We start from the raw sequence: 21,501 nt of genomic DNA, 5'->3' as shown, positions 1-21,501 counted from the left end.
GATCAGGCGGCGCCCCGGTGGGGCCATGGCTAGCGGCAATTGCCGGCGCAACCGCCACGCGCGCAGGCCGGCGCTTCAGGGTTTTTCAGCACCCGGCTGCTCACCACTCCGGCGGCGGTCAGCAGCCGGGTCACCGGCGCATCATCCGCAATGGTGGCATCTTCAGCCAGCGCGCCGGCCACACGCAGCTCACCCCAGGTCTTGGGGCGCAGCGCCATGGCATGGCGCACTTCATAAACCTGGCCGTTGGCTTCACAGCGATAGTCGTAGGTCGGCATGGCGATTCCTCTTGGGTAGACGGGCCGGGCCGTTGGATGGAAGAAAGCGCGATTGTACGAGCGAAAGAGCCGTTCGTTCAGCCCCGCCGTCACATCAGGAGTCGACCCGGCGCGGCGGACTGGCGGGCATGAGCTTGCGGGCCGTATCCACGAATGGCATCAGGATCAGGCTGTAGAGCGTCAGGTAGCGGTGCGAGTCTTGCTCCGCGGTACCGAAGCGCAGCGTCTCGGGGCTGGCGCTGGTGACGTAGAGGGTGCCGAACATCCAGTCCCAGATGGACAGATTGGTCCCGAAGTTCTTGTGGAAATGCCGTGGCGCATCGCTGTGGTGGATCTGGTGCTGCGCCGGGCTATTGAGAATGTGCTCCAGACGTGGCCCGAACGACAGCCAGACGTGGCTATGTCGCAGGTTTGAAGCCAGCGCGTTGAAGATGAAGACCAGATAGGTCACCCCGAACAGCGTGTAGCGGCTGATCTCACCGCCGCAGGCGTACCAGAAGATGCCGGCGTAGGCGCCAAGCAGCACCAGGTCCACCAGCCGGCCGACGATCTTCTCCAGAAAGTGCACGCGGCTGGCCGTCAGCGGAACCATCACCGGTGCCGAATGGTGCACCTTGTGAAATTCCCACAGCCAGCCGCAGTGGAACGCCCGGTGCACCCAGTAGCCGGCGAAGTCACTGATGATGAACACGCCGAACCCGTAGAGCAGCGCCAGCGAAAGGTTCTGCCCAACTTGCGGCCGCGCACCCCAGAGGTTCTCGAAAAAGGCGATGTAGTCGCCCGAACGCAAGATGTATGGATCGACGAGCGCCACGATCGGCACCACCAGCGCGACCTTCAGCACGCCCCGCACGAAGTAGTAGCGGTAGTCCAGACGCGCCGAAGGATGCCAGTGCACGCGCCAGCCTCCGAGAAAGGCCCAGAACGACATCGCCTGCGTCAGCCCATGCTGTCGTCGGTAGCGAAATAGCAGATAGGCGACGGCATAAGACACGCCGAGAAACAGCAGGCCCAGGCGACCGTTCAGGTCGAACAGGCTGGTGAACTGGTGTACGAAAGGATCGATCAGGTACCGCTGGAAGGAGTCGGAAACGCCCATGCCTGGCCGCCTCGGAAAAAAGGTGGCGGATTATAGAGGCAGGCGAAACGCTTCGTATATGCGAATGCTTATCGTACGATAGTTGCAGGCCTTCCCTGCTCCGCTACGAACAGGCACGCACGCAGGCCGCAGGAGCGGCGTACGGTCACCGGACTGCTGAAACTCCTGTTGTAGTACAACTAGACAACACCACACTCTCGCAAAACCCTAATTTATCTACATAAAACACTTACGGCTTCGCCTATGCTTTTTGTCATTTTGAAAGTCATCATACCTCTACTATGATTCGTTCGCGGTCCCCCTCCGATTTCGAACAAGGGTCCCTCAAAATGGACGAACAAGAACAACACTCATCACCCGGTTCCCGCCGCCGCTTTCTAAAGCAATCCGTTGCCTGCTCCACCGCGTTGCTGGCTACCGGCATGGCGCTGCCGCGGCTCGCTCAATCAGCTGAGCCACTCAGCAGGCGTTACCCCGATCCATCCCTGGAAGTACTGGATGAAAGCTTTCTGCAATTGCGCCTGTTCAACGCCAGCGTCGAGAAGATCGCCGACGGTCTGCGCTGGGCCGAAGGTCCGGTATGGGTTGGCGACGGGCGCTACCTGCTGCTCAGCGACATTCCCAACAACCGCATCATGCGCTGGGACGAGATCAGCCAGTCGCTGGGCGTATTTCGCGAGCAGGCGAACTTCTCCAATGGCCTGACCCGCGATCGCGAGGGCCGGCTGGTGGTCTGCGAAGGCTCCACGACGCATGAACTGGGTCGGCGCGTGACCCGTACCGAGCACAACGGTGCGATCACCGTGCTGGCCGACAACTATCTGGGCAAGCGCTTCAACTCGCCGAACGACGTGGTGGTCAAGCGCGATGGGTCCATCTGGTTCAGCGATCCGCCCTTCCAGGCTGGCAACTATTACGAGGGGCACAAGATTCAAACCGAGCTGCCGGACGCGGTCTACCGCATCGATGGCAGCACGCTGGAGGTGACCCGGGTTATCGAGGGCATCGCCGGCCCTAACGGTCTGTGCTTCTCGCCCGACGAGAGCACGCTCTATGTGGTCGAGGGCCGCGCCAAGCCCAACCGCCTGGTGTGGGCCTATGCGGTGAACGGCGACGGTACGCTGGGTGAGCGCAGCCGGCATATCGAGGCGACCGGCCATGGTGCACTGGACGGCATCAAGTGCGACGAGGCCGGCAACCTCTGGTGCGGCTGGGGCAGCTCCGGCTCGCCGGAAGCCAACCCGGAAGGCCTGGACGGCGTTCGGGTTTTCAATCCACAGGGCGAGGCGATCGGCCATATTCACTTGCCGGAACGCTGCGCCAACCTGTGCTTCGGCGGTGTGCAGGGCAACCGCCTGTTCATGGCCAGCAGCCACGCCCTCTATGCGCTGTACGTGAACGCGCGAGGCGCCACCTTCACCTAAGCAGTCGCCGATGCGGCGCCAAGACCTCGCGTTTACAGCGGCTTGATCATCACCAGCGCGAAACCGGCAGCGATGCCCGCCAGGGCGATCAGCCAGCCGATTCGGTGGGCGCGGTTCTTTTCGGCTTGCCGGATGGGGTCGACGGGCTTTTTCTTTTTCACGGTAGGTCTGCCTTCAGCCAAGGATGCCGCACCGGCCTCAGGGCGGCCGGCGCAGCGCGCTTTTTAGGCCGGGCGGGGAGAATTGTCCAGTCACGCCGGCAGAAGGCGTTATCCCAGCGGGCTTTCTCCCGCGTTCGGCTCGTCACTCGGTTGGCTGTCGTCAGCGTTCTCGCCGGAATCCGGCACGTCGCCGTATTCGTCGTAATCGGGCGGGGTCAGTCCATCCTTGAGCGGGTCGTCTGGATCGATCATGGCAGCGTCCTCGGCAGTGGGTTCAGTGCGTTGGAGTGCCGTACTAGCTGGTCGTTCTGCGATCGTCGACAGTGGGCCCGGCCTGCTGTACCGCTGCCGAAAGCGCTTCGATGATGCGGCAGTCTTTCACCGACGACTGATTGCAACCGGCCAGGCGCTGCAACTCCGCCTCGAGCCGCTGCAGGTCGGTGATGCGCTGGCGCACTTCGACCAGGTGGGTCTGAACCAGGCGATCGACATCGCTACAGGCGTGACCCGGCTGATCGGCCAGTTCGACCAGCGTGCGAATTTCTTCAAGAGAGAAGCCCAGCTCCCGCCCCCGCTTGATGAACCGCAACCGCGCCACGTCCTGAGCCGTGTAGCTGCGATAGCCGGACGACGTCCGCAACGGCGCCGCGAGCAGGCCGATGCGCTCGTAGTAGCGGATGGTCTCCACGTTCACAGCCGTGGCCTGGCTGAGTTTGCCGATGGTGATAGACATGGCTTGACCCTGTAGTTGCTACAGGGTTTAGCGTAATGCCATCGACATTCCGAGGCGACGTACATGGCAGGAAATTGCTGCAACAGTGGTTGCGCCAGCGCAGCGGTGCGCGGGCGCTATCGGCGGATTCTCTGGATCGCGCTGCTGATCAACCTGGCGATGTTCGCCGTGGAGATAGGCGCCGGCGTGCGGGCCGGTTCGGTCTCGCTGCTGGCCGACTCGCTGGACTTCTTCGGCGATGCGGCCAACTACGGTGTCAGCCTGTTCGTGCTGGGCATGGGCGTGGTCATGCGGGCCCGGGCGTCGCTGGCCAAGGCACTGACCATGGGTCTGTTCGGCCTGTTCATCCTGGTAGTCGCGATCGACAACTTCATCGATGCCAGCGTGCCCCAGGCCACGACGATGGGCATCGTCGGCACCATCGCACTGCTGGCCAACGTCGCCGTGGCGCTCATGCTCTATGCCTACCGTGAAGGCGACAGCAACATGCGCAGTGTCTGGCTGTGCAGCCGCAACGATGCGCTGGGCAATATCGCCGTGATGCTGGCGGCGCTGGGTGTGTTCGGCACTGGGGCGGGCTGGCCGGACCTGATCGTGGCCAGCATCATGGCGCTGCTGTCGATCAGCGCAGCCGTGCAGATCACTCGCCACGCCCTCGACGAGCTGCGCACCGAGCGAATGGCCGTCAGGCAAATGGAGCGAGGCGCCTGACGCAGGCTTCGCGTTCTCTACCGATCGCAGCCCGACCGGCTGCGCTCGTGGAGGAAGGCCACCGGAGCCGAGCCATCGGCGTTCAGCTGGAGGATTTCCCGCGGCCTGCCCTGCTCATCCAGCACCAGCAGGCCGATGCCCGAGCCGTTCCACAGACGCTCGCCCGCCTGGCTGCGGTCCGGCACACGCGGCACGACTTCCAGGCGCCGCCGCTTGGTCAGCCAGTTCAGCGGCGACCAGGGCGCATACAGCCAGCGATTGAGGCGATCGAACCAGTCCAGCAGGCGTCGTGGAAACTCGTTCTTCACCCCGCTGCTGGTGATCTGCCAGACCCTCGGCCCGCTGTCGCGGGCGCGGATGTGCACTTCGTAGACGAAGGAGTAATGCACGTCACCGGAGAGGATCACGTAATTACCGGGCGTGCGCGAATGACGGAAGATGTTCATCATCACGTGCGCGGCACCACGGTGGGCCATCCAGTTTTCCGCATCCACCAGCAAGGGCTGGCCGGCCCAGCTGAACACCCGCTGCACCGCCTCGATCAGCTTGACGCCGAACATCGGCGCCGGCGAGACGATCAGCACCGAGGGCTTGTCGAGGATGTTCTGCTGCAGTTCGCTAAGCGCCTCCCAATCCATCAGGCCGGAAGGGCGACTCAGATTGCGCTCGCTGCGCCAGCGCCGGGTGCGGGTGTCGAGCACCACCAGCGGCGGTTCGCTTGGCAACTCGTAGCCCCAGCCGTCCAGACGCAGCAGCGTCTCGATGAGACGGTCCTGTTCGGCGCAATCGAGCCAGCCATCCCGAGCAGCCTCCAGCAGCTGCTGCACCTGCGCCAGCAGCGCGCCGAAACGCTCGGGCTGATTGCCCCAGGCCTGGCAGAGCAGATAGGCGATGAGCGCATTGCCGATGATCCGCCGCGACAGCGGGTGACCGTAGGCGGTCTCCTCCCAGCGAGCCGACAGGTTCCAGTCGTCGGTGATGTCGTGGTCGTCGAAGATCATCAACGACGGCACATGGGCCAGCGCCCGCGCAGCCTGCGGCAAAGTGCGCCGGAACCCCCGCAGACAGTGCTCTTCGCGGCGATAGCGCTCGGCGTGCTTCGTCTCGAGCGCAGGCATCACCGGTTCGATCAGCGACCACGGCGTGGGCGACCACACCAGCAGGTACATGGCCATGACTTCGGCGAGGGTGATCAGGTGGTTCTGCCCGTTGGCGGTGGTGAACACCGGCTTTTCCACACCGCCGAAGAAGCGTTCGCGCAACGCCTCGTTGGACTTGAACGCGGGCAGCAATTGCTCGCGCCGGTAGTAGGTGGCCGGGAGGGCCAGCAGTTCATCGCTGTCATCCACCACCGCGCCCTGGAGATGCTCGCCGTACAGGCCCAGCCGGCGCATCAGCGCGTGGATGGCAACCAGCATCGGCCCAGCGACATCATCGGCGTAGACCTGGTCGCCGGTCATCAGCAGCACTGCCGGGCGCGCGTCCGGATCGGTCAAGCCGCGGCGCACCAGCTCATCCACGCACAGCAGCCCATCCGCGGCCGCATGGTGCGGTTTGCGACAGGAGCCGTGCAGCACGCGGTCGAGCCGCGACTTGATGACGAAGCTCGGCCGCGTGGCGCCGTCGTGCAGCAGGTGTGGCGCCCAGTCGGCGATGCCCCGCTGCTGCTCGCCCTCGTGGAGCAAAAGGTCGTACTCGATCAGGCAGTCGCCGGGCAGCGCTGCATCGGGCGTGAAACGGATGAGGTGCAGCACCGCATGATGGCCAAGCCGCAGCCGCTGGCAGGCCTCGCCTTCGAGTCGAATGCGCCGCTGCTGGCCGGCCTGGGGGCTTTCAAGGATCAGCGACAGCTCGAGCACGCGTGACGCGATCAGCCAGAAGGTCAGACCGCCAGGCTCGGCTCGACGCAGCAACGGGCCGGCCAGCACGGGCGGCAGATCCTGGTGGGTGGGAATATCGGTCAAGGGCAACCCTGTCTGTGGCAACAGGCTTCTCTGACAGCACACCGGCCCCGATCGCTCATTGGAAGCAACGAGGGGCTCGACTTGCCGTTCAAGGGGCGCCGAACATGGCCGTCCAGTAGATGGCCGCGTCGCTCTGCGGATCGACCGCATAGGCCGCGCCTAGCTCGGTGTACGCCGGGTTCATCAGGTTGGCGCAGTGCCCCGGGCTGGCCAGCCAGCCTTCCAATACCTTGCGCGCGGTCGGCAGCGCCGCGGCGATGTTCTCACCGACCAGGCTGCCGGCGTAGCCGGCGAGTTCGGCGCGATCGCCCGGCGTACGGCCGTCCTCGCTCAAGTGACTGAAGAAGTTGCGATTGGCCATCGCCCGACTGTGAGCCTCGGCGGTGCTGCCCAACGTCGCGTTCCAGGCCAGCGGCCGCGCGGCGGCGAAATCCTGGCTACCGCAACGGCGCGCCGAGGCCCGGGCACGATTGATCTGTTCCAGCAGCTTCTGCCCTTCGGCCTGCCAGTCGCCGAGGCGACCATCGAGCAGCGGCCGCGCCACCACGATGCGCCAGTCGCGACCTTCGCGGCTGACGCCGATATCGGTGAACTGAGGATCGAGGATCACCCGGCAGAAGCTTTCGCGCAGCGCCTGCATCGCCGCCTGGGCATCCCGCGGACCGGACAGCGTGATCGCCTGCACCGTGACCATCGGGTAGCCAGCGCGGGACAAGGCATCCTGCAGGTCACCGGCGGCGCCGACCGGCAAGTTCAGCCGCGAATCGGCCGTGAGTGGCGGCAGCTCCTCGCTGGCCTTGCTGCCGCAGCGCTGCACCTCGCCACGGTAGGCATTGATCGACTCGACCAGCCGGGCCTCCTCGGCCGCAGCGGTGCCGGCAACGCAAAGGGTCGCCAGCAGCAGGACGGATGACAGAACACGCATGACAGTTCTCCAGCAATTCCCTGACGGAACGACGCGCACCCGGCGCGGAAACTGGCGCCATGGTGCGCGACACCGCCGCGCTTGTCATCACCGCAGCGGCACAAGGCCACCGGCTGGGCGCCGCTGGCGGCCTTGGCTATGATCAGGCGCCATGAACAGCCAACCGCCGATTCGCCAATCCTGCCCACCCGGCACCTGCACCTGTCGGCGGGACGAGCTGCTGGAAGCACCGGGCGCCGACGTGCGCATCCTGCTGCTCACCCGCCACGAGGAAAACCGCCTGCTCGAGCGTCTGGCCAACGTGCAGAGTCTGGAGGAACTGGAGCGGCTGCAGCAGCGCATGTTCGAACAGCTGGGCATTCGCATGACGATCGCCCCCGGCCACAACGAAGTGCGCAGCATGCGCGGCATCGCCATCGAGTTCGCCGAGCAACCCGGCCTCTGCCGCAAGACCCGCCCCGCCATTGCCGCCGCCGTTCGCCGCGGTCTGGCGCAGCGCCCGGAAATCGCCTGGCGCCTGCTCGATGCGCACGATTTGCTGGGTGGGTTATGAGCAACCTGCGCCCCGTCGCGATCGACCTGCGTTCGCTGCCATGGGCGGTTTCATAGCCGAGCCCGCCCCCTTCGAAAAAAATCCGTTCCTGCCGCTTGACCCTCACGCAGCGTCAGCCCCGACGATCCCTGCCGTGCGAAACGAAAAGGAGACATCAATGTTGCTCAAGGTAGGCGAACTGGCCAAGCGCTCCGGCGTGACCGTCCGGACGCTGCATCACTACGACAACCTTGATCTGCTCAAACCGTCCGCACGCTCCGATGCCGGTTATCGGCTCTACGACCGCAAGGACGTCGAGCGCCTGCATCACATCCAGGCACTGCGTGGCCTTGGCCTGTCGCTGACCGACATCGGAGCCCTGTTGAACCAGCGCGCGGTTTCCCTGCCCGGACTGATCGACCAGCAATTGCTGCAGCTCGATCGCCAGTTGCAGAGCCTCCAGCGCCTGCGCAGCCGATTGCACAGGCTGCGCGAGCGCTACGTTCTGGGCGAAGAACCCGCGCTGACCGACCTACTGGATACCCTGGGATCGATGATCATGTACGAAAAGCACTTTTCCGCCGACGAACTGGCCAGGCTGGCCTTCACCGAACGCCTCGACCAAGGCACCAGTGCCTGGCCCGCCCTGGCTGAGCAGGCCAAGGCACTGATGGAGGCCGGCGTACCGCCGCAGGCTGAGCAAGCACAGCGGCTGGCGCGGGACTGGATGATCCAGCTCGAGCGCGACACCGCACAGGACCCAGCCCTGCTGACCAGGCTCGACACCATGCACGCAGCCGAGCCAGGGCTGCAGCAGCGAACCGGCGTCAGCCAGGCCATGCGCGACTATGTGCTGGCGGCGTTCGCCGAATACCGCCTGGCGATCTACCGGCGCCACCTGACGGACGACGAGTTCGCCCACATGCGCACGCATTACGCCGCAAGCCTGCGCCAATGGCCGGAACTGCTCGCGCAGCTTCAGCGCTGCCGTAGCGAGCGTCTCCCGCCGGAGCACGAGCGGGTGATCGCACTGGCACGCCGCTGGGGTGAGTTGTTCAGCGCCTACGCCGGCCCGAACGCCGACACCCAGCGCCGAATCCAGCAGGCCGAGCAGCAGGAACCGGAGTTGCAGGCCGGCACCTGGGTAGCGCCCGAGGTGATCGATTACCTGCGGCAGGCCATGACGGCCCTGATGCAGCAGGGCCGCGGCTAGGCAGACCGCCGGCGACGAGCCTGCATGCCGGCCACGCAGGCTCCCGGCTCGGCGGCAACAGATCGTCGCCAACGGAGGCGTTGCGCATAGACGCTGCGCGGCAAGTCTTTACAATGCACGACCTCGAAACACAGCCGGTCCGTGCCCATGTCCCTTCCCAAGCACCATCTCGAACTGCTCGCCCCTGCCCGTGACGCCAGCATCGCCCGCGAGGCCATCCTGCATGGCGCCGATGCGGTGTACATCGGCGGCCCCAGCTTTGGTGCCCGGCACAACGCCGAGAACAGCGTGGCCGACATCGCCGAGCTGGTGAAATTTGCCCATCTGTTCCACGCGCGGGTGTTCGTCACGCTGAACACCATCCTGCACGACAACGAACTGGAAGCAGCGCGCGCGCTGATCCAACAGCTGTACGAGATCGGCGTTGACGCGCTGATCGTGCAGGACATGGGCATCATGGAGCTGGATATTCCGCCCATCGAGATCCATGCCAGCACCCAGACCGATATCCGCACGCTGGAACGGGCCAAGTTCCTCGACAAGGCCGGTTTCTCGCAGCTGGTCCTCGCCCGCGAGCTGAACCTGCAGGAAATCCGCGCGATCTACGACGAAGTGGATTCGACCCTGGAATTCTTCATCCACGGCGCGCTGTGCGTGGCGTTTTCCGGGCAGTGCAATATCAGCCACGCGCAGACCGGGCGCAGCGCCAATCGCGGCGACTGCTCGCAGGCCTGTCGCCTGCCCTACACGCTGAAGGACGATCAGGGCCGCGTGGTGGCCTTCGAAAAGCACCTGCTGTCGATGAAGGACAACAACCAGAGCGCCAACCTGAGCGCGCTGGTGGATGCCGGCGTGCGTTCGTTCAAGATCGAGGGGCGCTACAAGGATGTGAGCTACGTGAAGAACATCACCGCTTACTACCGCCAGCGCCTGGACGGCATTCTTGCCGAGCGCCCTGACCTTGCCCGCGCCTCCAGCGGCCGCACCGATCACTTTTTCGTCCCGGACCCGGACAAGACGTTCCACCGCGGCAGCACCGACTACTTCGTCACCGACCGCAAGATCGACATCGGCGCCTTCGACTCGCCGACCTTCACCGGCCTCGCCGTGGGTGAAGTGCTCAAGGTCGGCAAGCATGACCTGACCGTGCAGACCCGCGAGCCGCTCTCAAACGGCGACGGCCTCAACGTGCTGATCAAGCGCGAGGTGGTGGGTTTCCGTGCCAGCGTGGTCGAGCCGCTGAAGCAGTTCGAGGAAGACGGTCAGCCGTTCTGGCAGTACCGCGTCGAACCCAACGAAATGCCCGCCGCGATGCGCCAGGTGCGCCCGAACCATCCGCTCAACCGCAACCTGGACCACAACTGGCAGAACGCACTGCTCAAGACCTCCGCCGAGCGCCGCATCGGTGTGCGGTGGCTGGCAAAATTGCGCGCCGATGAGCTGGAGCTGCATGTCACCAGCGAGGAAGGCGCCTATGCCACGGCCACCCTGCCCGGCCCCTTCGGCGAAGCGAAGAAGCCCGAGCAGGTGCCCGGCCAGATCGCCGACCTGCTAAGCCAGCTGGGCACCACCATCTACCACGCCGAAGAGGTCGAGGTGGATGCGCCGCAGGCGTTCTTCATCCCCAACTCGCAACTCAAGGCGCTGCGCCGCGAGGCCATCGAGGCACTGACCGAAGCGCGCGAAGCCATCCGCCCGCGCGGCGGGCGCAAGCCGGTCAGCGTGCCACCGCCGGTCTATCCAGAATCGCACCTGTCGTTTCTCTACAACGTCTACAACGAGAAGGCCCGGACCTTCTATCACCGTTACGGTGTGCAACTGATCGACGCGGCGTACGAGGCCCACGAGGAAACCGGCGAAGTGCCAGTGATGATCACCAAGCACTGCCTGCGCTTCTCCTTCAATCTGTGCCCGAAGCAGGCCAAGGGCGTCACCGGCGTGCGCACGAAGGTCGCGCCGATGCAGCTGGTGCACGGTGACGAGGTGCTGACGCTGAAGTTCGACTGCAAACCCTGCGAGATGCACGTGATCGGCAAGATGAAAGGCCACATCCTCGACCTGCCGCAGCCGGGTAGCGCCGCCAGCGTGGTCGGGCACATCACGCCGGATGATCTGATGAAGACCATTCGCAACAAGCCGCACGCCTGACGGTAACCAGGGCAGCCGAGATTTCGTTCGCGGACTGCTCTGCACCGAGGGCCAGAGCTGGCAGCTATACCGCCGGCGTGCTGGCGGTTCGAGAGAACCGGTAGGTGGCGACGCCACACAGCAACAGGCCGGCGACAGCGAGCAAGCCGGCAGCCACGCCGATCTCACGCAGCCCCAGATGGCTGACAACGAGGCTGCCAAGCAAGGCGCCGCCGCCGATTCCGACGTTGTAGATGCCGGAGAACATAGCCATGGCGACGTCGGTCGCGTCCGACGCCAGGTTCAGTACCTTCGATTGCACGGCCAGGCCGAAGCACATCCCGGCGATACCCCAGATCACCACCACCGCACCGAGCAGCGAACTCTCGCGCGAGGCCGGCAGCAACAGCAGCAGGCAGGTCGCCATGACCGAGATCGCCGCAATCAGAAAGCCCCGTGGATAGCGTCCGCTGTAACGGCTGAACAGCAGTGAGCCGAGCAGACCAGCACCGCCGAACAGCAACAGCAGGACGGTGGTCATGTCGCCGCTCAGGTGCGCGACGGTTTGCGCAAAGGGCTCGATGTAGGTGTAGGCGGTGAATTGCGCGGTGATGACCAGCGCGGTCAGCACATAGGCAGTCAACAGCGCAGGGCGCTTCAACAGCACCGGCAGGCTCCGCAACGAACCGGAATTCTGGCTCGGCAGCGATGGCAGCGTACGCGCCAGGACGACCAGCACCAGCGCGGCAATCACGCCGATGGCCAGGAAGGTGGTACGCCAGTCCAGCGCCTCGCCCACCACGCGCCCCAGCGGAATTCCCAGCACCATCGCCAGCGCACTGCCGGTTGCCAGCAGGCCCAGGGCTTGTGCCTGCTTGCCTGCGGGCGCGACACGCACCGCCAGCGATGCGGTGATCGACCAGAACACCGCGTGCGCCAGGGCGATGCCGATCCGGCTGAGCATCAGCATGCCGTAGCTAGACGCCACGCTCGAAACCAGATGGCTGCCGATGAACACCACGAAGACCAGGATCAGCAGCGCGCGCCGCTCGAAATTGCGCGTCAGCAGCATCATCGGCAGCGACATCAGTGCAACCACCCAGGCGTAGATGGTCAGCATCAGCCCGACCTGGGATGGCGGCATGTCGAACGAGCGGCCGATGTCACTGAGCAGCGCCACAGGGACGAACTCGGTGGTGTTGAAGATGAAGGCGGCCAGCGCCAGTGCGATCACGCTGAGCCAGCTCCCGGCAGGGGAGCTTTGCGATTCGTTCATGGAGAAGTGGGTCTGGTATCGATTCAATCGAAGCAAAGCGCGACGAATGAGGGTGTAAGGGCGACGGTTCCTGCCCGAATGCCATGACACACGCGGCCCGCACGCGCGAAGCGAGCAGGATGGCAGCGGGAGCGGATGGAGGTGAGTGGCAGGACAGTCGAAGCGGCGCGAATTCTACGCCCGCCATCCGCTGATGTCAGGTCGCGAACGTGCGCCACGACGAGTGGCCGCGATGGCGTCGGCGCTGCCGGTGGTCGTCAGGCCCGATCTGGACTCCGCTGCAGCCGCCTTCGCTCGGCAAGCACGCCCCCCAGATGCTCGAAGACTTTCGGCAGCCAAATGCCCATGAGGCGCTGCGGCCCCGTCCGAACTAGGCTCGGCTTACGTTTAACTCGCCTGCGAAGACTCGTCATATGTCGGCGGCCAGACCATTCATATCAATGGCGGCAAGGTGATCAACGGCTAACCCGCGATGAATCTGCAACCCAAGCCGCGCCGGCCAGGCGCGGCCCTGGTGGTCAAGGCCGAACGGCAGTGACTTCAATCTCGACAAGCCAATCGGGGTTGGCCAAGCCTGCAACCTGAAAAACAGATCGGGTCGGAAGATTCGGCTGGTCTTCGGTGCCGAAGAACTGTGTATAACCCTTCATAAACCCCTCGAAATCCATCTTGCCGGCCTTGGCCGAGTCGCCGACAAGAAATACCTGCATCTTGATCACATCCTTCATCGCAAGATTCAGGCTCTTGAGCGTTGCCTCGATGCTCTGCAGCACACTGACTGTCTGCGCTTCGGTATCACCATCGCTGATCTTCGGCACAGCGCCACTAAGGTTGACCACGGTCACGCTCGCAGGGATTTCCACCGCCAGCGAAATCGGGAAATCCGAATTGGGGATCTTGTGGCGAACTATGCCATCGGCTGCCTGGACATGGCTCACGAACAGAACGGTGGACAGCAGCGTGGCGGCATTTAGCAATTTTCGGGACATCGATTTCTCCTGGTTGATATTCGAGCTCTAGCGCAGGCTGATCTTGCGCACGTCCTCGACGCTGACGGCGTCGGAGAAGTTGTTGTCGAAGTGAGTACGGACATAATTCACCACCTCGGCGATCTGCTGATCACTGAGATAGTCCTTGAAGCTGGGCATACCGCCCTGGCCGTTCACCACCATGTAGATCGGGTAAGCCGCTGACGCGACGCGCGGATTGCCTTTGAGCGCGGGGTACGCACCCGCCCCTATCGCGCCTTGTCCGCCTTCCATGTGACAGCCCTGGCAGATACCGTTGAATAGATCCTCCCCGGTCGTCTCCTCGAAGGTTTCGCCCTTGGAAAAAGGTGGCGGATTGGCCGCCGAAGCGGGAGTCGCCGCGACCGCCACGGCCAGAAGGCTGATCGCTGAAACCAGGCCTAGGTTGAATATCGACATGATGCTTCTCCTCATGGGCTCAGGCAGCGCGCTGCGTGGCGACGGCGTGGGTGTGAAGGCGTTTGATTGCATCGAGCGAGGACTGAATTGCCCCTTCCATCCAGGCCGGAATGTAGGACGCATGCTCACCGGCCAGAACGATGCGGCCATCGATCTGGCACAGATTGCGGTAATGCTTTTCACGGCTGCCTTCGCTCCACATGCCGTAGCATCCCTGCGCCCAAGGCACGCGGTGCCAGCCAACGGCGATGCCGTTATCGAACTCCTCGGGATATTGCTCGTGCAGCAGCGCGCCGTACTCGACTGCTTTTTTCACACGCTGCTCAGGAGACATGGCGGTGAATTCGTAGGCATTGGGGCCCCAGACATAGGCGCCCAGTAGCACTGCCTTGCCGGGTTTTCCGTAGTCAGTGCTGGGGTAGCTGATCTTCTCGATGGGGGTGTTGGTGTAGCTGATGCCACCATAGATGTGCTCATCTTCTTCCCAGAACCGACGTTTGAACTGCAAACCGATCTTTACGGAAGAGTCATAGGGCACGGCGCGGATCGCATCCTGCATGGATTGGCTGACGTTTACGGGGATCTGGCTCAGGATCGACAGGGGCAGCGTGCAGACGCACCAGTCGGCTTTGTCCTGCATCGCTTCGCCGCTGCCGTCGCTGTTCTTGTAGGTCACGGTGACGCCCTGCTCGTTCTGGTCGATGCGAGTGACCTTGGAACCGTAGCGAATCATTTCCCCCGTTTCACGCTCGAAGGCCTTGGCAATCATGTCCATGCCACCGACCGGCTGGAAGATGCTGCTCTGATACTCGTATTCCTGCCCGTCGATCAGTTTTTTCCATAGCCCAGAATCGAGCAGCGCATGCCGGTCGATAGGCTCCGATGGCTCGGCCAATGGCATCAACCCGCCCCCTGCATCGACTGCAAAGCCGCGGCGCAGGCTCGATTCCATGTTTTTTTGGTAATTGCCGTCGTGGTCGAGCGCCCCCCACGCGCGTAGCGACTCGAAAAGCTTTTCGCGATCTTCCACGGTCAGGCTCTGGTCCAACGCGCCCTGATTGACCGCCTTGCCCAATAACTCGGCGACGTGTCCCTGAAAATCGGCCTGCACTTCGCGGTGACGCTTCGGCTTACCGCCAAAGGCCTCAGTGGAATGGACCAGCGCGTTGTAATTGACCTGAATGAAGGGTTCGAGCTTCACCCCGAAACGCTTGCAGTAAGCCAGAACAGCATGATGGTGATAGGGAATCCGCCAGGGACCGGGATTTAGGTAGTTGCCTTCATCGAAGCGGCATTCCTGCGTCGCACCGCCCAACTCTGTGTAACGATCGCCTCCGCGCAGGGACCAACAGCGCCCGCCAGCCTTGGCGTTGTACTCAAGCACCTTGACCTTGTAGCCGGCACGGCGAAGCTCGTAAGCCGCGGTCATTCCAGCGAGCCCTGCGCCCAGCACAAGTACAGACGCGCCCTTTGGTGCGCCGCTCAGGGCGAACTGCTCGTCGTGACGGGTTTCAGCGGCAAAGCCAAGCGAGGTCATTGCCTGGTACATGGCAGCCGCACCAGCCGTTTTGCCAATCCACTGCAAAAGTGTACGTCTGCTTACTGCGTAACTTTCCATAATACTAATTCCTTGAATCTGCATAACTAAGCACGCCAACTGCTGATCAAACAGAAGAGCGATAGAAGCGGATCCCGCTTCCGGTTTACCTAGGCGATTCGTACTTAGCAATCAGCGCGCCAGAAGCTCGAGGACGGCCTTCTCAAGGAAACAAAAACCAAGACTATCTGCAGACAAAGGAAGTAAATAAGGATATTAACGGAGCAGTTTAAATTGTACCGGAACAGTTAATGACTGTTTTCAGGACTACCATTACCACCACGCAATAAGGTGGTGCATTGCACGAAAAGAAGCACCTGAAAAGCGCATTGTTAATCAGCCAATCGCAGCAGGCATACACCGAAACTCGAACTTGCCCATCTCTGCCTGAAGCATCGGGAAATGAGCGCGCATGGAACCTTCGCCAAGGTAGTCACGCCAAATAGTCGATACCTATGCGTTGACCCCTATAGGTCCAGACGCCCGCCACCGCAGCCATGCTGCATATGAAAAGGTGTAGTCATGACCCAAATTCTAATTGCCGCTTTCGACCGCTATGCCGAAGCAGAGAAAGTGAAAGCCGAACTCGTGAGCGAGGGGGTGTCCAGTGATGACATCCAGATATCGGCATCCTTCAACGCCGACAATGTCGATAGCAGTCGCGTGGAAGTAGTCGGCGAGGAGCCGGATGAAGATGCAACGGTGGCCGACAAGATCGGCAGCTTCTTTCATAAGGTTTTCGGCGATGGATCCAGCCAGCATGCCGGTCGCTACCCCGAAGCGGCCCGCCGCGGATCGACCATCGTGACCGTCACCCTTGAAGACGACAGTCGCGTATCAACGGTCGAACGAGTCATGGAGCGCAACGGCGCCATCGACATCGACGAGCGCAGCGTTGGCTGGAGCGATGCCGATGCCACGCCGGTGACCGCCAGCACCGAGACGCTGACCACCGGCTATCCGGATGCCGCGTCGATCAGTGTCGACCAGCGCGAACTGGACGGCAGCGCCACGCCCGACCGAGGCCAGGATTCTGGCTCGATCCCGGGCCGCGCGGAGAACGAAAAAGCAGGGCGGCGTGACAATACCGCAGGCCGCGTGCGCATCATTCCGCGCTGAACCGACGCGCCCCTCTCAACAACGCAACATCGCCTGCAACGCCAGCGCGTTTTCGGTCGCAGCGCCGCTGGCAGTGTTGTCGAAGATGCACCAGCAGGGTGTATCGCTGTAGTCACGCAATTGCTCGGCCAGGCGCTCCAGCCATTGGCTGGGATACGCCGAGTGATAGATCCGCGGGGATCCATGCAGGCGGTAGTAGCGCAGGCCCGGCCAGCCACCCGGCTCACCGCCACCCGGGAGGGGCGACGGGTCCGCGGCGGCACGGGCGATACGCCAGTGCCGGAGCTGGGCGTCGGCCTCCAGCCAGCTGGCATGTCGTGGTTCCAGCGCCAGGTCGCCTCCGTAGCGCTCGCGCAGTTCCGCGAAGAACGCCTCAGCCGGCGTGTGCTCATAGGGCAGCGATGGGGGCAACTGCAGCAGCAGGCAGCCGAGCCCGGCACCCAGCTCGGAAACTTCGCCGAGAAAGCGCTCCAGTTCCTGCGTGCAATCTCGCAGGCGCTTTTCATGGCTGATCTGCCGCGGCAGCTTCACGCAGAAGCTGAACCCCTCCGGCACGCTGGCGGCCCACTTGCGGTAGGTCGCAGGGCGATGCGGGCGATAAAAGGAAGAATTGATTTCCGTCGCGTGAAGCACCTGTGCATAACGCTCGAGATGAGTGCCCTGCGCGGGGAAGACTCGCCAGGCCTCGCGCGGCAGGCTCCAGCCGGCACAGCCGAGGCGAATGTGTGAGCTCTTCGTCATCGCGACCTCTTCTTCTCCGATATCCACGCAACACCGAGCCGGTGCTTTAGACTTGCGCGCTTTTCGCAGTTCACGACTCACGGTCAATCCATGAAGCAGCGCCCCGTCACCCCCTTTCAGATCCTGACTCTGGTCCTGTCTGTCTATGTGATCGGCGCACTGGTGGCCGACCTGGTATTCGACCTGCCTGACGATGTTTCGACGTTGCTCGGTTATCTGGACAACGTCGTGTGCTTCTTTTTCTTCCTCGATTTCTGGATGCGCCTGCAACAGGCGGAAGACAAGCTGCGCTTCATGCGCTGGGGCTGGATCGATCTGCTGGCCAGTGTGCCGGCCGGCGGATTGCAGGCGGCCAAGCTGTTCCGCGCCTTCCAGGTGCTGCGGGTGCTACGGGCGATCAAGTCGCTGCGGCTGATCTGGCGAATCCTGTTCCGCAATCGCGCCGAGGGCATCGTCGCTTCTGCCGCCACCGCGACCATGGTGCTGGTGGCATTCGGCGCGCTGACTATGCTGCTGGTCGAGGCACCCAACCCGCAGAGTTCGATCAACACTCCCGAAGAAGCATTGTGGTGGGCGTTTGTCACCGTCACCACGGTCGGCTACGGCGATTTCTACCCAGTCACGACCGAAGGTCGCATCGTTGCCGTGCTGCTGATGGTGTCAGGCGTAGGTCTTTTCGGCAGCTTCGCGGCGTATATCAGTTCGCTGTTCGTTGCCGACCGGCACGCAGAGCACCAGTCAGCCGATGCAGAGACGCTGCACCGCCTACTGTTGCAAATGGAAAGCCTGACGGAGGAGGTGCGCACTTTAAAACTGCGGCTAGAAAGCCAGCCGACAGGCCGCGACCATTCGCAGGGTGCACAATGAACTAGCCAGGTCGTCGGATTGATAACGCGTATGGCGACTCCTTAGTAGTAGCACGAGTCGTAACAGAACACTGATCAGCAAAGGCGTCGATCATGGCAAAGGCCGGAGGCAAGCAGCTCAAATCCATCAGGCTCGAGCGCCTGGCGCGGTTCATCGAGTGGGCAACGGCGCGTTATCCGGATTTCGTCGCGAAGAAGCACCACCAGGAAAAGTGGTTCGCGCCCTATATCGGCTACCCGATGCCGGGGCTCGGCCGGGCGGCAAAAGCGTTCTGGCTGGGGCTGCAAGGCCCGGCAGTGGACCAGCTGATGGCCGAGCCCGCTACGGATGAACTGCTCGAGCGGATCGTCAGCCGCGACCTCGGCGAGATCCCCTGCAGCATCGATGTGTACGGCAGCCAGAAGACGTTCACCCTGGGTTCGCCCGCCCACCTGCTGGAACCGGAATGGGCACTGCGCCTGGCCGACAGTCCACAGCGCGACGACTTCCCAGGCAATCTCCAGGCGGCCGTCCAGCAGTACGTACGCGGTCGTCTGCAGTTGCTCGAGCGGCCCTTCGCCGAGATGGACGAAGAGGACCGCCAGCGCTGCCTCGCGCGGATCCGGCCGGAGCTGTCGCGACTCGACGAGTTCCTGCAGCACGCGGTCGCCACGGTCAACGAGATCCGCCACGACCTGCGCTATCTGGTGACGCTGCACCATGGCCCGCTCGAGCTGGAACTGCAGCGGCGCATTCCCGCCGACCAGGACCACCTGCTCAGCGCTGCCGAAGTCGAGGCCTGGCAACGTCAGGACCGGGCCGACCTGCAGGCCAGCTTCGAACGCATGCTCGAACTCGCCGACGGCTTCGACCTGCAGCAGCTCGGCCACAAGCGTCTCACCGAACTCATCGCGCTCGAACCCGGACGCATGCGCAAGGCAATTCGCGCCGCGCGCCGCGAGCATGAGGAGCGCATGGCCTTCGCCGTGCTGCTGGAAAACAACCCGCGCTTCGTCCATTACCACAAGCTCTATCCGGCGCGCCGGCTGACGCGACGCTGGATCGCCCTGCTCGGCCCGACCAACAGCGGCAAGACGCACCGCTCCATCGAGGCGATGGCCGCCGCCGAGCACGCCATCTACCTCTCGCCGCTACGTCTGATGGCACTGGAGAATCAGGAGCGCATCGAATCGATGGGCGTGCCCTGTTCGCTGGTCACCGGCGAGGAGGAAATCATTCGCGAAGGCGCCACGCACTTCTGCTGCACCGTGGAGGAGTTTGCCCGCTTCCGGCACCAGCACTGGGACGTGGTGGTGGTCGACGAGGTGCAGATGATGGCCGACCCGCAACGCGGCTGGGCCTGGGTCGATGCGCTGGTCAGCGCACATACGCCGAAGCTGATGATGACCGGCCCGGCGCTGATCGAGCCGTCGCTGCGCACGCTCTGCGAACTCTGCGAGGACCAGCTGCAAGTGCAGCGCACCAAGCGCCTGTCGCCAGTGGAAGTGGCCAAGCACGCCACCACGCTGGAGCGCCTGGAGCCCGGCTCGCTGCTGGTGGCGTTCAGCCGCAAGCTGGTGCTGGAACTCAAGGGCATGCTCGAAAGCGCCGGCAAGAGCGTATCGGTGGTCTACGGCGCGCTTTCGCCGGAGGTGCGCCGCGAGCAGGCCCGCCGCTTCCGCGAAGGCGAGGCGGACATCATGGTCGCCACCGACGCGGTGGGCATGGGCCTCAACCTGCCGGCGCACACACTGTGCTTCTACACCGACGAGAAATTCGACGGCATCCAGAATCGCCAGCTCAAGGTGCAGGAGGTCAAGCAGATCGGTGGCCGCGCGGGCCGTTTCGGCCACCACGACAGCGGCGAAATCACCGCGCTGGACCCGCAGACGCTCAAGTCCATCCGCCGCCTGTTCAACAGTCCGGACGCGCCGGTGGACCTCAGCCAGTTCCAGGTGCGCCCATCCATCGATCACCTGTCCGCCATCTCCGAGCTGATGGGCGAGCCGAGCCTGCTGCGGTCCTGGCTGACCTTCAACCGCAACATCAATTACGGCGAAGCGTTCGTCTCGGTGCTGCCGGACGAACTGGCCGAGTGGATCGAGCTGATCGACGATCCGAAAATCCCACTCTGGTTGCGCTGGACGTTCGCCTGCACGCCGATCCGCGGCGGTTTCGACAGTCCGGCCAGCCAGCATGCACAGCGCTGGATCAAGCGCGTCGCCGAAGGCCACGCCATCCCCATGCCGCGCCTGCTGCTGGGCGCCGACCTGGCCAGTCTGGAAAGCACGCTGCATGTGGTGGAAACCTACCTGCATCTGGCCCGCAGCCTCCCCGAGCATTTTCCCGAACACGACGATGGCGAGGAGGCCCGCAAGCTGCTGAACGATGCCATCACCCGCGAACTGTCGCGCCAGCGCAAACCACGGGCGGCGAAGCGCGGTGGCGGGCGCAAGGCAGGCAGGCGGCGCTGAGTTTCGCCGACACGCGAGGTAGGCGCGCGCGCGTCGCTATAATCGCCGCTTTGCCGCCAAGCGCGAGCCCCGCATGCCGATCAACTATGCCCGTCGCCTGACCGATCGCCGACGCTCCACCCGCAGCAACCGCCAGCTCGGACTCTGCCTAGCCTTCGTCGCCGGCGCGGCGAACGCCGGGGGCTTTCTGGCCGTGCAGCAATACACCTCGCACATGACCGGCATCGTCTCGGCGATGGCCGACAACCTCGCCCTCGGCGCCACCGATCTGGCGCTGGCTGGCTTCGGCGCACTGCTCTCGTTCGTCCTTGGCGCCATGTGCTCGACGCTGATGATCAACTTTTCGCGACGGCGCCGACTGCACAGCCAGTACGCCCTGCCGCTGGCGCTGGAAGCCGGGCTGTTGCTGCTGTTCGGTATCCTCGGCGCGCAGCTGATGTCGGTTCCGGGCTTCTTCGTGCCGCTGACAGTGGTGCTGCTGTGCTTCATCATGGGCCTGCAGAACGCGATCATCACCAAGCTTTCCAACGCCGAGGTGCGCACCACGCACATCACCGGAATGGTGACCGACATCGGCATCGAACTGGGCCGGCTGATCTATTTCAACCGCAATCGCGATGGTGAACTACCGCCGGTGCGCGCCAATCGCGAACGTCTGCGCATCAATGCGTTACTGGTCGGCAGCTTCTTTATCGGCGGCCTGAGCGGCGCACTGGGCTTCAAGCACTTCGGCTTTCTCTCCACCGTACCGCTGGCCGCTCTGCTGCTGACTCTGGCGCTGGTGCCGATGGCCGACGACTTGCGGCTAGGCTGGCGCCTCTGGCGTCGGCGGCGCTGAATCACCGCCCCAGTGA

21 protein-coding genes are annotated in these 21,501 nt (G+C 63.7%); 9 read left to right on the top strand and 12 right to left on the bottom strand.

Going from position 1 to position 21,501, the window contains the following annotated elements:
- Positions 1 to 29: 29 nt before the first annotated feature.
- Together PSTAB_RS07620 and PSTAB_RS07615 are read right to left on the bottom strand one after the other, a co-directional pair.
- Positions 30 to 278 (bottom strand): FmdB family zinc ribbon protein, encoded by a 249-nt coding sequence (locus tag PSTAB_RS07620; protein ID WP_013982399.1) that lies wholly within the window; start codon positions 276 to 278, stop codon positions 30 to 32.
- A gap of 94 nt (positions 279 to 372) precedes the next feature.
- Entirely contained in the window at positions 373 to 1,377 is a 1,005-nt protein-coding gene (locus tag PSTAB_RS07615; RefSeq protein WP_011912784.1) for a sterol desaturase family protein, read from the bottom strand.
- Positions 1,378 to 1,706: 329 nt separating this feature from the next.
- Between PSTAB_RS07615 and PSTAB_RS07610 the strand changes: the two genes are divergently transcribed.
- Positions 1,707 to 2,801, top strand: a complete 1,095-nt coding sequence (locus PSTAB_RS07610) for an SMP-30/gluconolactonase/LRE family protein (protein WP_013982398.1) — start codon at positions 1,707 to 1,709, stop codon at positions 2,799 to 2,801.
- A gap of 32 nt (positions 2,802 to 2,833) precedes the next feature.
- Here the strand turns inward: PSTAB_RS07610 and PSTAB_RS22035 are convergent, their stop codons facing one another.
- From PSTAB_RS22035 to PSTAB_RS07605, 3 genes are all read right to left on the bottom strand, one after another.
- Positions 2,834 to 2,962 (bottom strand): hypothetical protein, encoded by a 129-nt coding sequence (locus PSTAB_RS22035; RefSeq protein WP_013982397.1) that lies wholly within the window; start codon positions 2,960 to 2,962, stop codon positions 2,834 to 2,836.
- A 108-nt stretch (positions 2,963 to 3,070) separates the two neighbouring features.
- Positions 3,071 to 3,214: a hypothetical protein gene (locus tag PSTAB_RS21770; RefSeq protein WP_013982396.1), complete on the bottom strand. Its 144-nt coding sequence runs from the start codon at positions 3,212 to 3,214 to the stop codon at positions 3,071 to 3,073.
- A gap of 43 nt (positions 3,215 to 3,257) precedes the next feature.
- Positions 3,258 to 3,695, bottom strand: coding sequence for a MerR family transcriptional regulator (locus tag PSTAB_RS07605; RefSeq protein WP_011912782.1), 438 nt, complete (start codon positions 3,693 to 3,695; stop codon positions 3,258 to 3,260).
- A 63-nt stretch (positions 3,696 to 3,758) separates the two neighbouring features.
- Here PSTAB_RS07605 and PSTAB_RS07600 point away from each other — a divergent pair, with 63 nt between their 5' ends.
- Positions 3,759 to 4,406 (top strand): cation efflux transmembrane domain-containing protein, encoded by a 648-nt coding sequence (locus PSTAB_RS07600; RefSeq protein WP_011912781.1) that lies wholly within the window; start codon positions 3,759 to 3,761, stop codon positions 4,404 to 4,406.
- 17 nt (positions 4,407 to 4,423) lie between these two features.
- Here PSTAB_RS07600 and PSTAB_RS07595 read toward each other — a convergent pair whose 3' ends face one another.
- Together PSTAB_RS07595 and PSTAB_RS07590 are read right to left on the bottom strand one after the other, a co-directional pair.
- A complete protein-coding gene (locus PSTAB_RS07595; RefSeq protein ID WP_013982395.1) occupies positions 4,424 to 6,334 on the bottom strand; it encodes a metallophosphoesterase family protein in 1,911 nt (636 codons plus the stop codon).
- Positions 6,335 to 6,458: 124 nt separating this feature from the next.
- Positions 6,459 to 7,295: a CAP domain-containing protein gene (locus PSTAB_RS07590; RefSeq protein WP_013982394.1), complete on the bottom strand. Its 837-nt coding sequence runs from the start codon at positions 7,293 to 7,295 to the stop codon at positions 6,459 to 6,461.
- 151 nt (positions 7,296 to 7,446) lie between these two features.
- On the opposite strand from PSTAB_RS07590, the gene PSTAB_RS07585 reads away from it, so the two are divergent.
- The 3 genes from PSTAB_RS07585 (at position 7,447) to PSTAB_RS07575 (ending at position 11,188) form a co-directional block, all read left to right on the top strand.
- Positions 7,447 to 7,848, top strand: coding sequence for a hypothetical protein (locus tag PSTAB_RS07585; RefSeq protein WP_013982393.1), 402 nt, complete (start codon positions 7,447 to 7,449; stop codon positions 7,846 to 7,848).
- Between the two features lie 157 nt (positions 7,849 to 8,005).
- Positions 8,006 to 9,040, top strand: coding sequence for a MerR family transcriptional regulator (locus tag PSTAB_RS07580; protein ID WP_013982392.1), 1,035 nt, complete (start codon positions 8,006 to 8,008; stop codon positions 9,038 to 9,040).
- A gap of 147 nt (positions 9,041 to 9,187) precedes the next feature.
- Positions 9,188 to 11,188 carry a peptidase U32 family protein gene (locus PSTAB_RS07575; RefSeq protein WP_013982391.1) on the top strand — a complete coding sequence of 667 codons (2,001 nt, stop codon included), beginning with the start codon at positions 9,188 to 9,190 and terminating at the stop codon, positions 11,186 to 11,188.
- A gap of 64 nt (positions 11,189 to 11,252) precedes the next feature.
- On the opposite strand, the gene PSTAB_RS07570 is transcribed toward PSTAB_RS07575, so the two are convergent.
- From PSTAB_RS07570 to PSTAB_RS07555, 4 genes are all read right to left on the bottom strand, one after another.
- Positions 11,253 to 12,443 carry a sugar transporter gene (locus PSTAB_RS07570; RefSeq protein WP_080564971.1) on the bottom strand — a complete coding sequence of 397 codons (1,191 nt, stop codon included), beginning with the start codon at positions 12,441 to 12,443 and terminating at the stop codon, positions 11,253 to 11,255.
- Positions 12,444 to 12,961: 518 nt separating this feature from the next.
- Positions 12,962 to 13,432, bottom strand: a complete 471-nt coding sequence (locus tag PSTAB_RS07565; RefSeq protein ID WP_011912774.1) for a RidA family protein — start codon at positions 13,430 to 13,432, stop codon at positions 12,962 to 12,964.
- A gap of 27 nt (positions 13,433 to 13,459) precedes the next feature.
- Positions 13,460 to 13,870, bottom strand: a complete 411-nt coding sequence (locus PSTAB_RS07560; RefSeq protein WP_011912773.1) for a c-type cytochrome — start codon at positions 13,868 to 13,870, stop codon at positions 13,460 to 13,462.
- A gap of 19 nt (positions 13,871 to 13,889) precedes the next feature.
- Positions 13,890 to 15,419 (bottom strand): flavin monoamine oxidase family protein, encoded by a 1,530-nt coding sequence (locus PSTAB_RS07555; protein ID WP_013982389.1) that lies wholly within the window; start codon positions 15,417 to 15,419, stop codon positions 13,890 to 13,892.
- A 570-nt stretch (positions 15,420 to 15,989) separates the two neighbouring features.
- Between PSTAB_RS07555 and PSTAB_RS07550 the strand changes: the two genes are divergently transcribed.
- The gene (locus PSTAB_RS07550) at positions 15,990 to 16,586 is read left to right on the top strand and encodes a hypothetical protein (RefSeq protein ID WP_011912771.1); all 597 of its coding nucleotides are present in this window, start codon (positions 15,990 to 15,992) and stop codon (positions 16,584 to 16,586) included.
- A 15-nt stretch (positions 16,587 to 16,601) separates the two neighbouring features.
- Here PSTAB_RS07550 and PSTAB_RS07545 read toward each other — a convergent pair whose 3' ends face one another.
- Positions 16,602 to 17,327, bottom strand: coding sequence for a DUF72 domain-containing protein (locus tag PSTAB_RS07545; RefSeq protein ID WP_041771690.1), 726 nt, complete (start codon positions 17,325 to 17,327; stop codon positions 16,602 to 16,604).
- Between the two features lie 90 nt (positions 17,328 to 17,417).
- Between PSTAB_RS07545 and PSTAB_RS07540 the strand changes: the two genes are divergently transcribed.
- From PSTAB_RS07540 to PSTAB_RS07530, 3 genes are all read left to right on the top strand, one after another.
- Positions 17,418 to 18,194 (top strand): ion transporter, encoded by a 777-nt coding sequence (locus PSTAB_RS07540; RefSeq protein ID WP_013982387.1) that lies wholly within the window; start codon positions 17,418 to 17,420, stop codon positions 18,192 to 18,194.
- Between the two features lie 92 nt (positions 18,195 to 18,286).
- Positions 18,287 to 20,647, top strand: coding sequence for an SUV3 family DEAD/DEAH box RNA helicase (locus PSTAB_RS07535; protein WP_013982386.1), 2,361 nt, complete (start codon positions 18,287 to 18,289; stop codon positions 20,645 to 20,647).
- Between the two features lie 73 nt (positions 20,648 to 20,720).
- Positions 20,721 to 21,485, top strand: a complete 765-nt coding sequence (locus tag PSTAB_RS07530; protein WP_013982385.1) for a YoaK family protein — start codon at positions 20,721 to 20,723, stop codon at positions 21,483 to 21,485.
- Positions 21,486 to 21,501: the final 16 nt, after the last annotated feature.

The organism is Stutzerimonas stutzeri (assembly GCF_000219605.1).
GTDB lineage: Bacteria > Pseudomonadota > Gammaproteobacteria > Pseudomonadales > Pseudomonadaceae > Stutzerimonas > Stutzerimonas stutzeri.
Note: the sequence above shows the minus strand (reverse complement) of the source record. Positions and strands in the feature narration are given on the sequence as shown.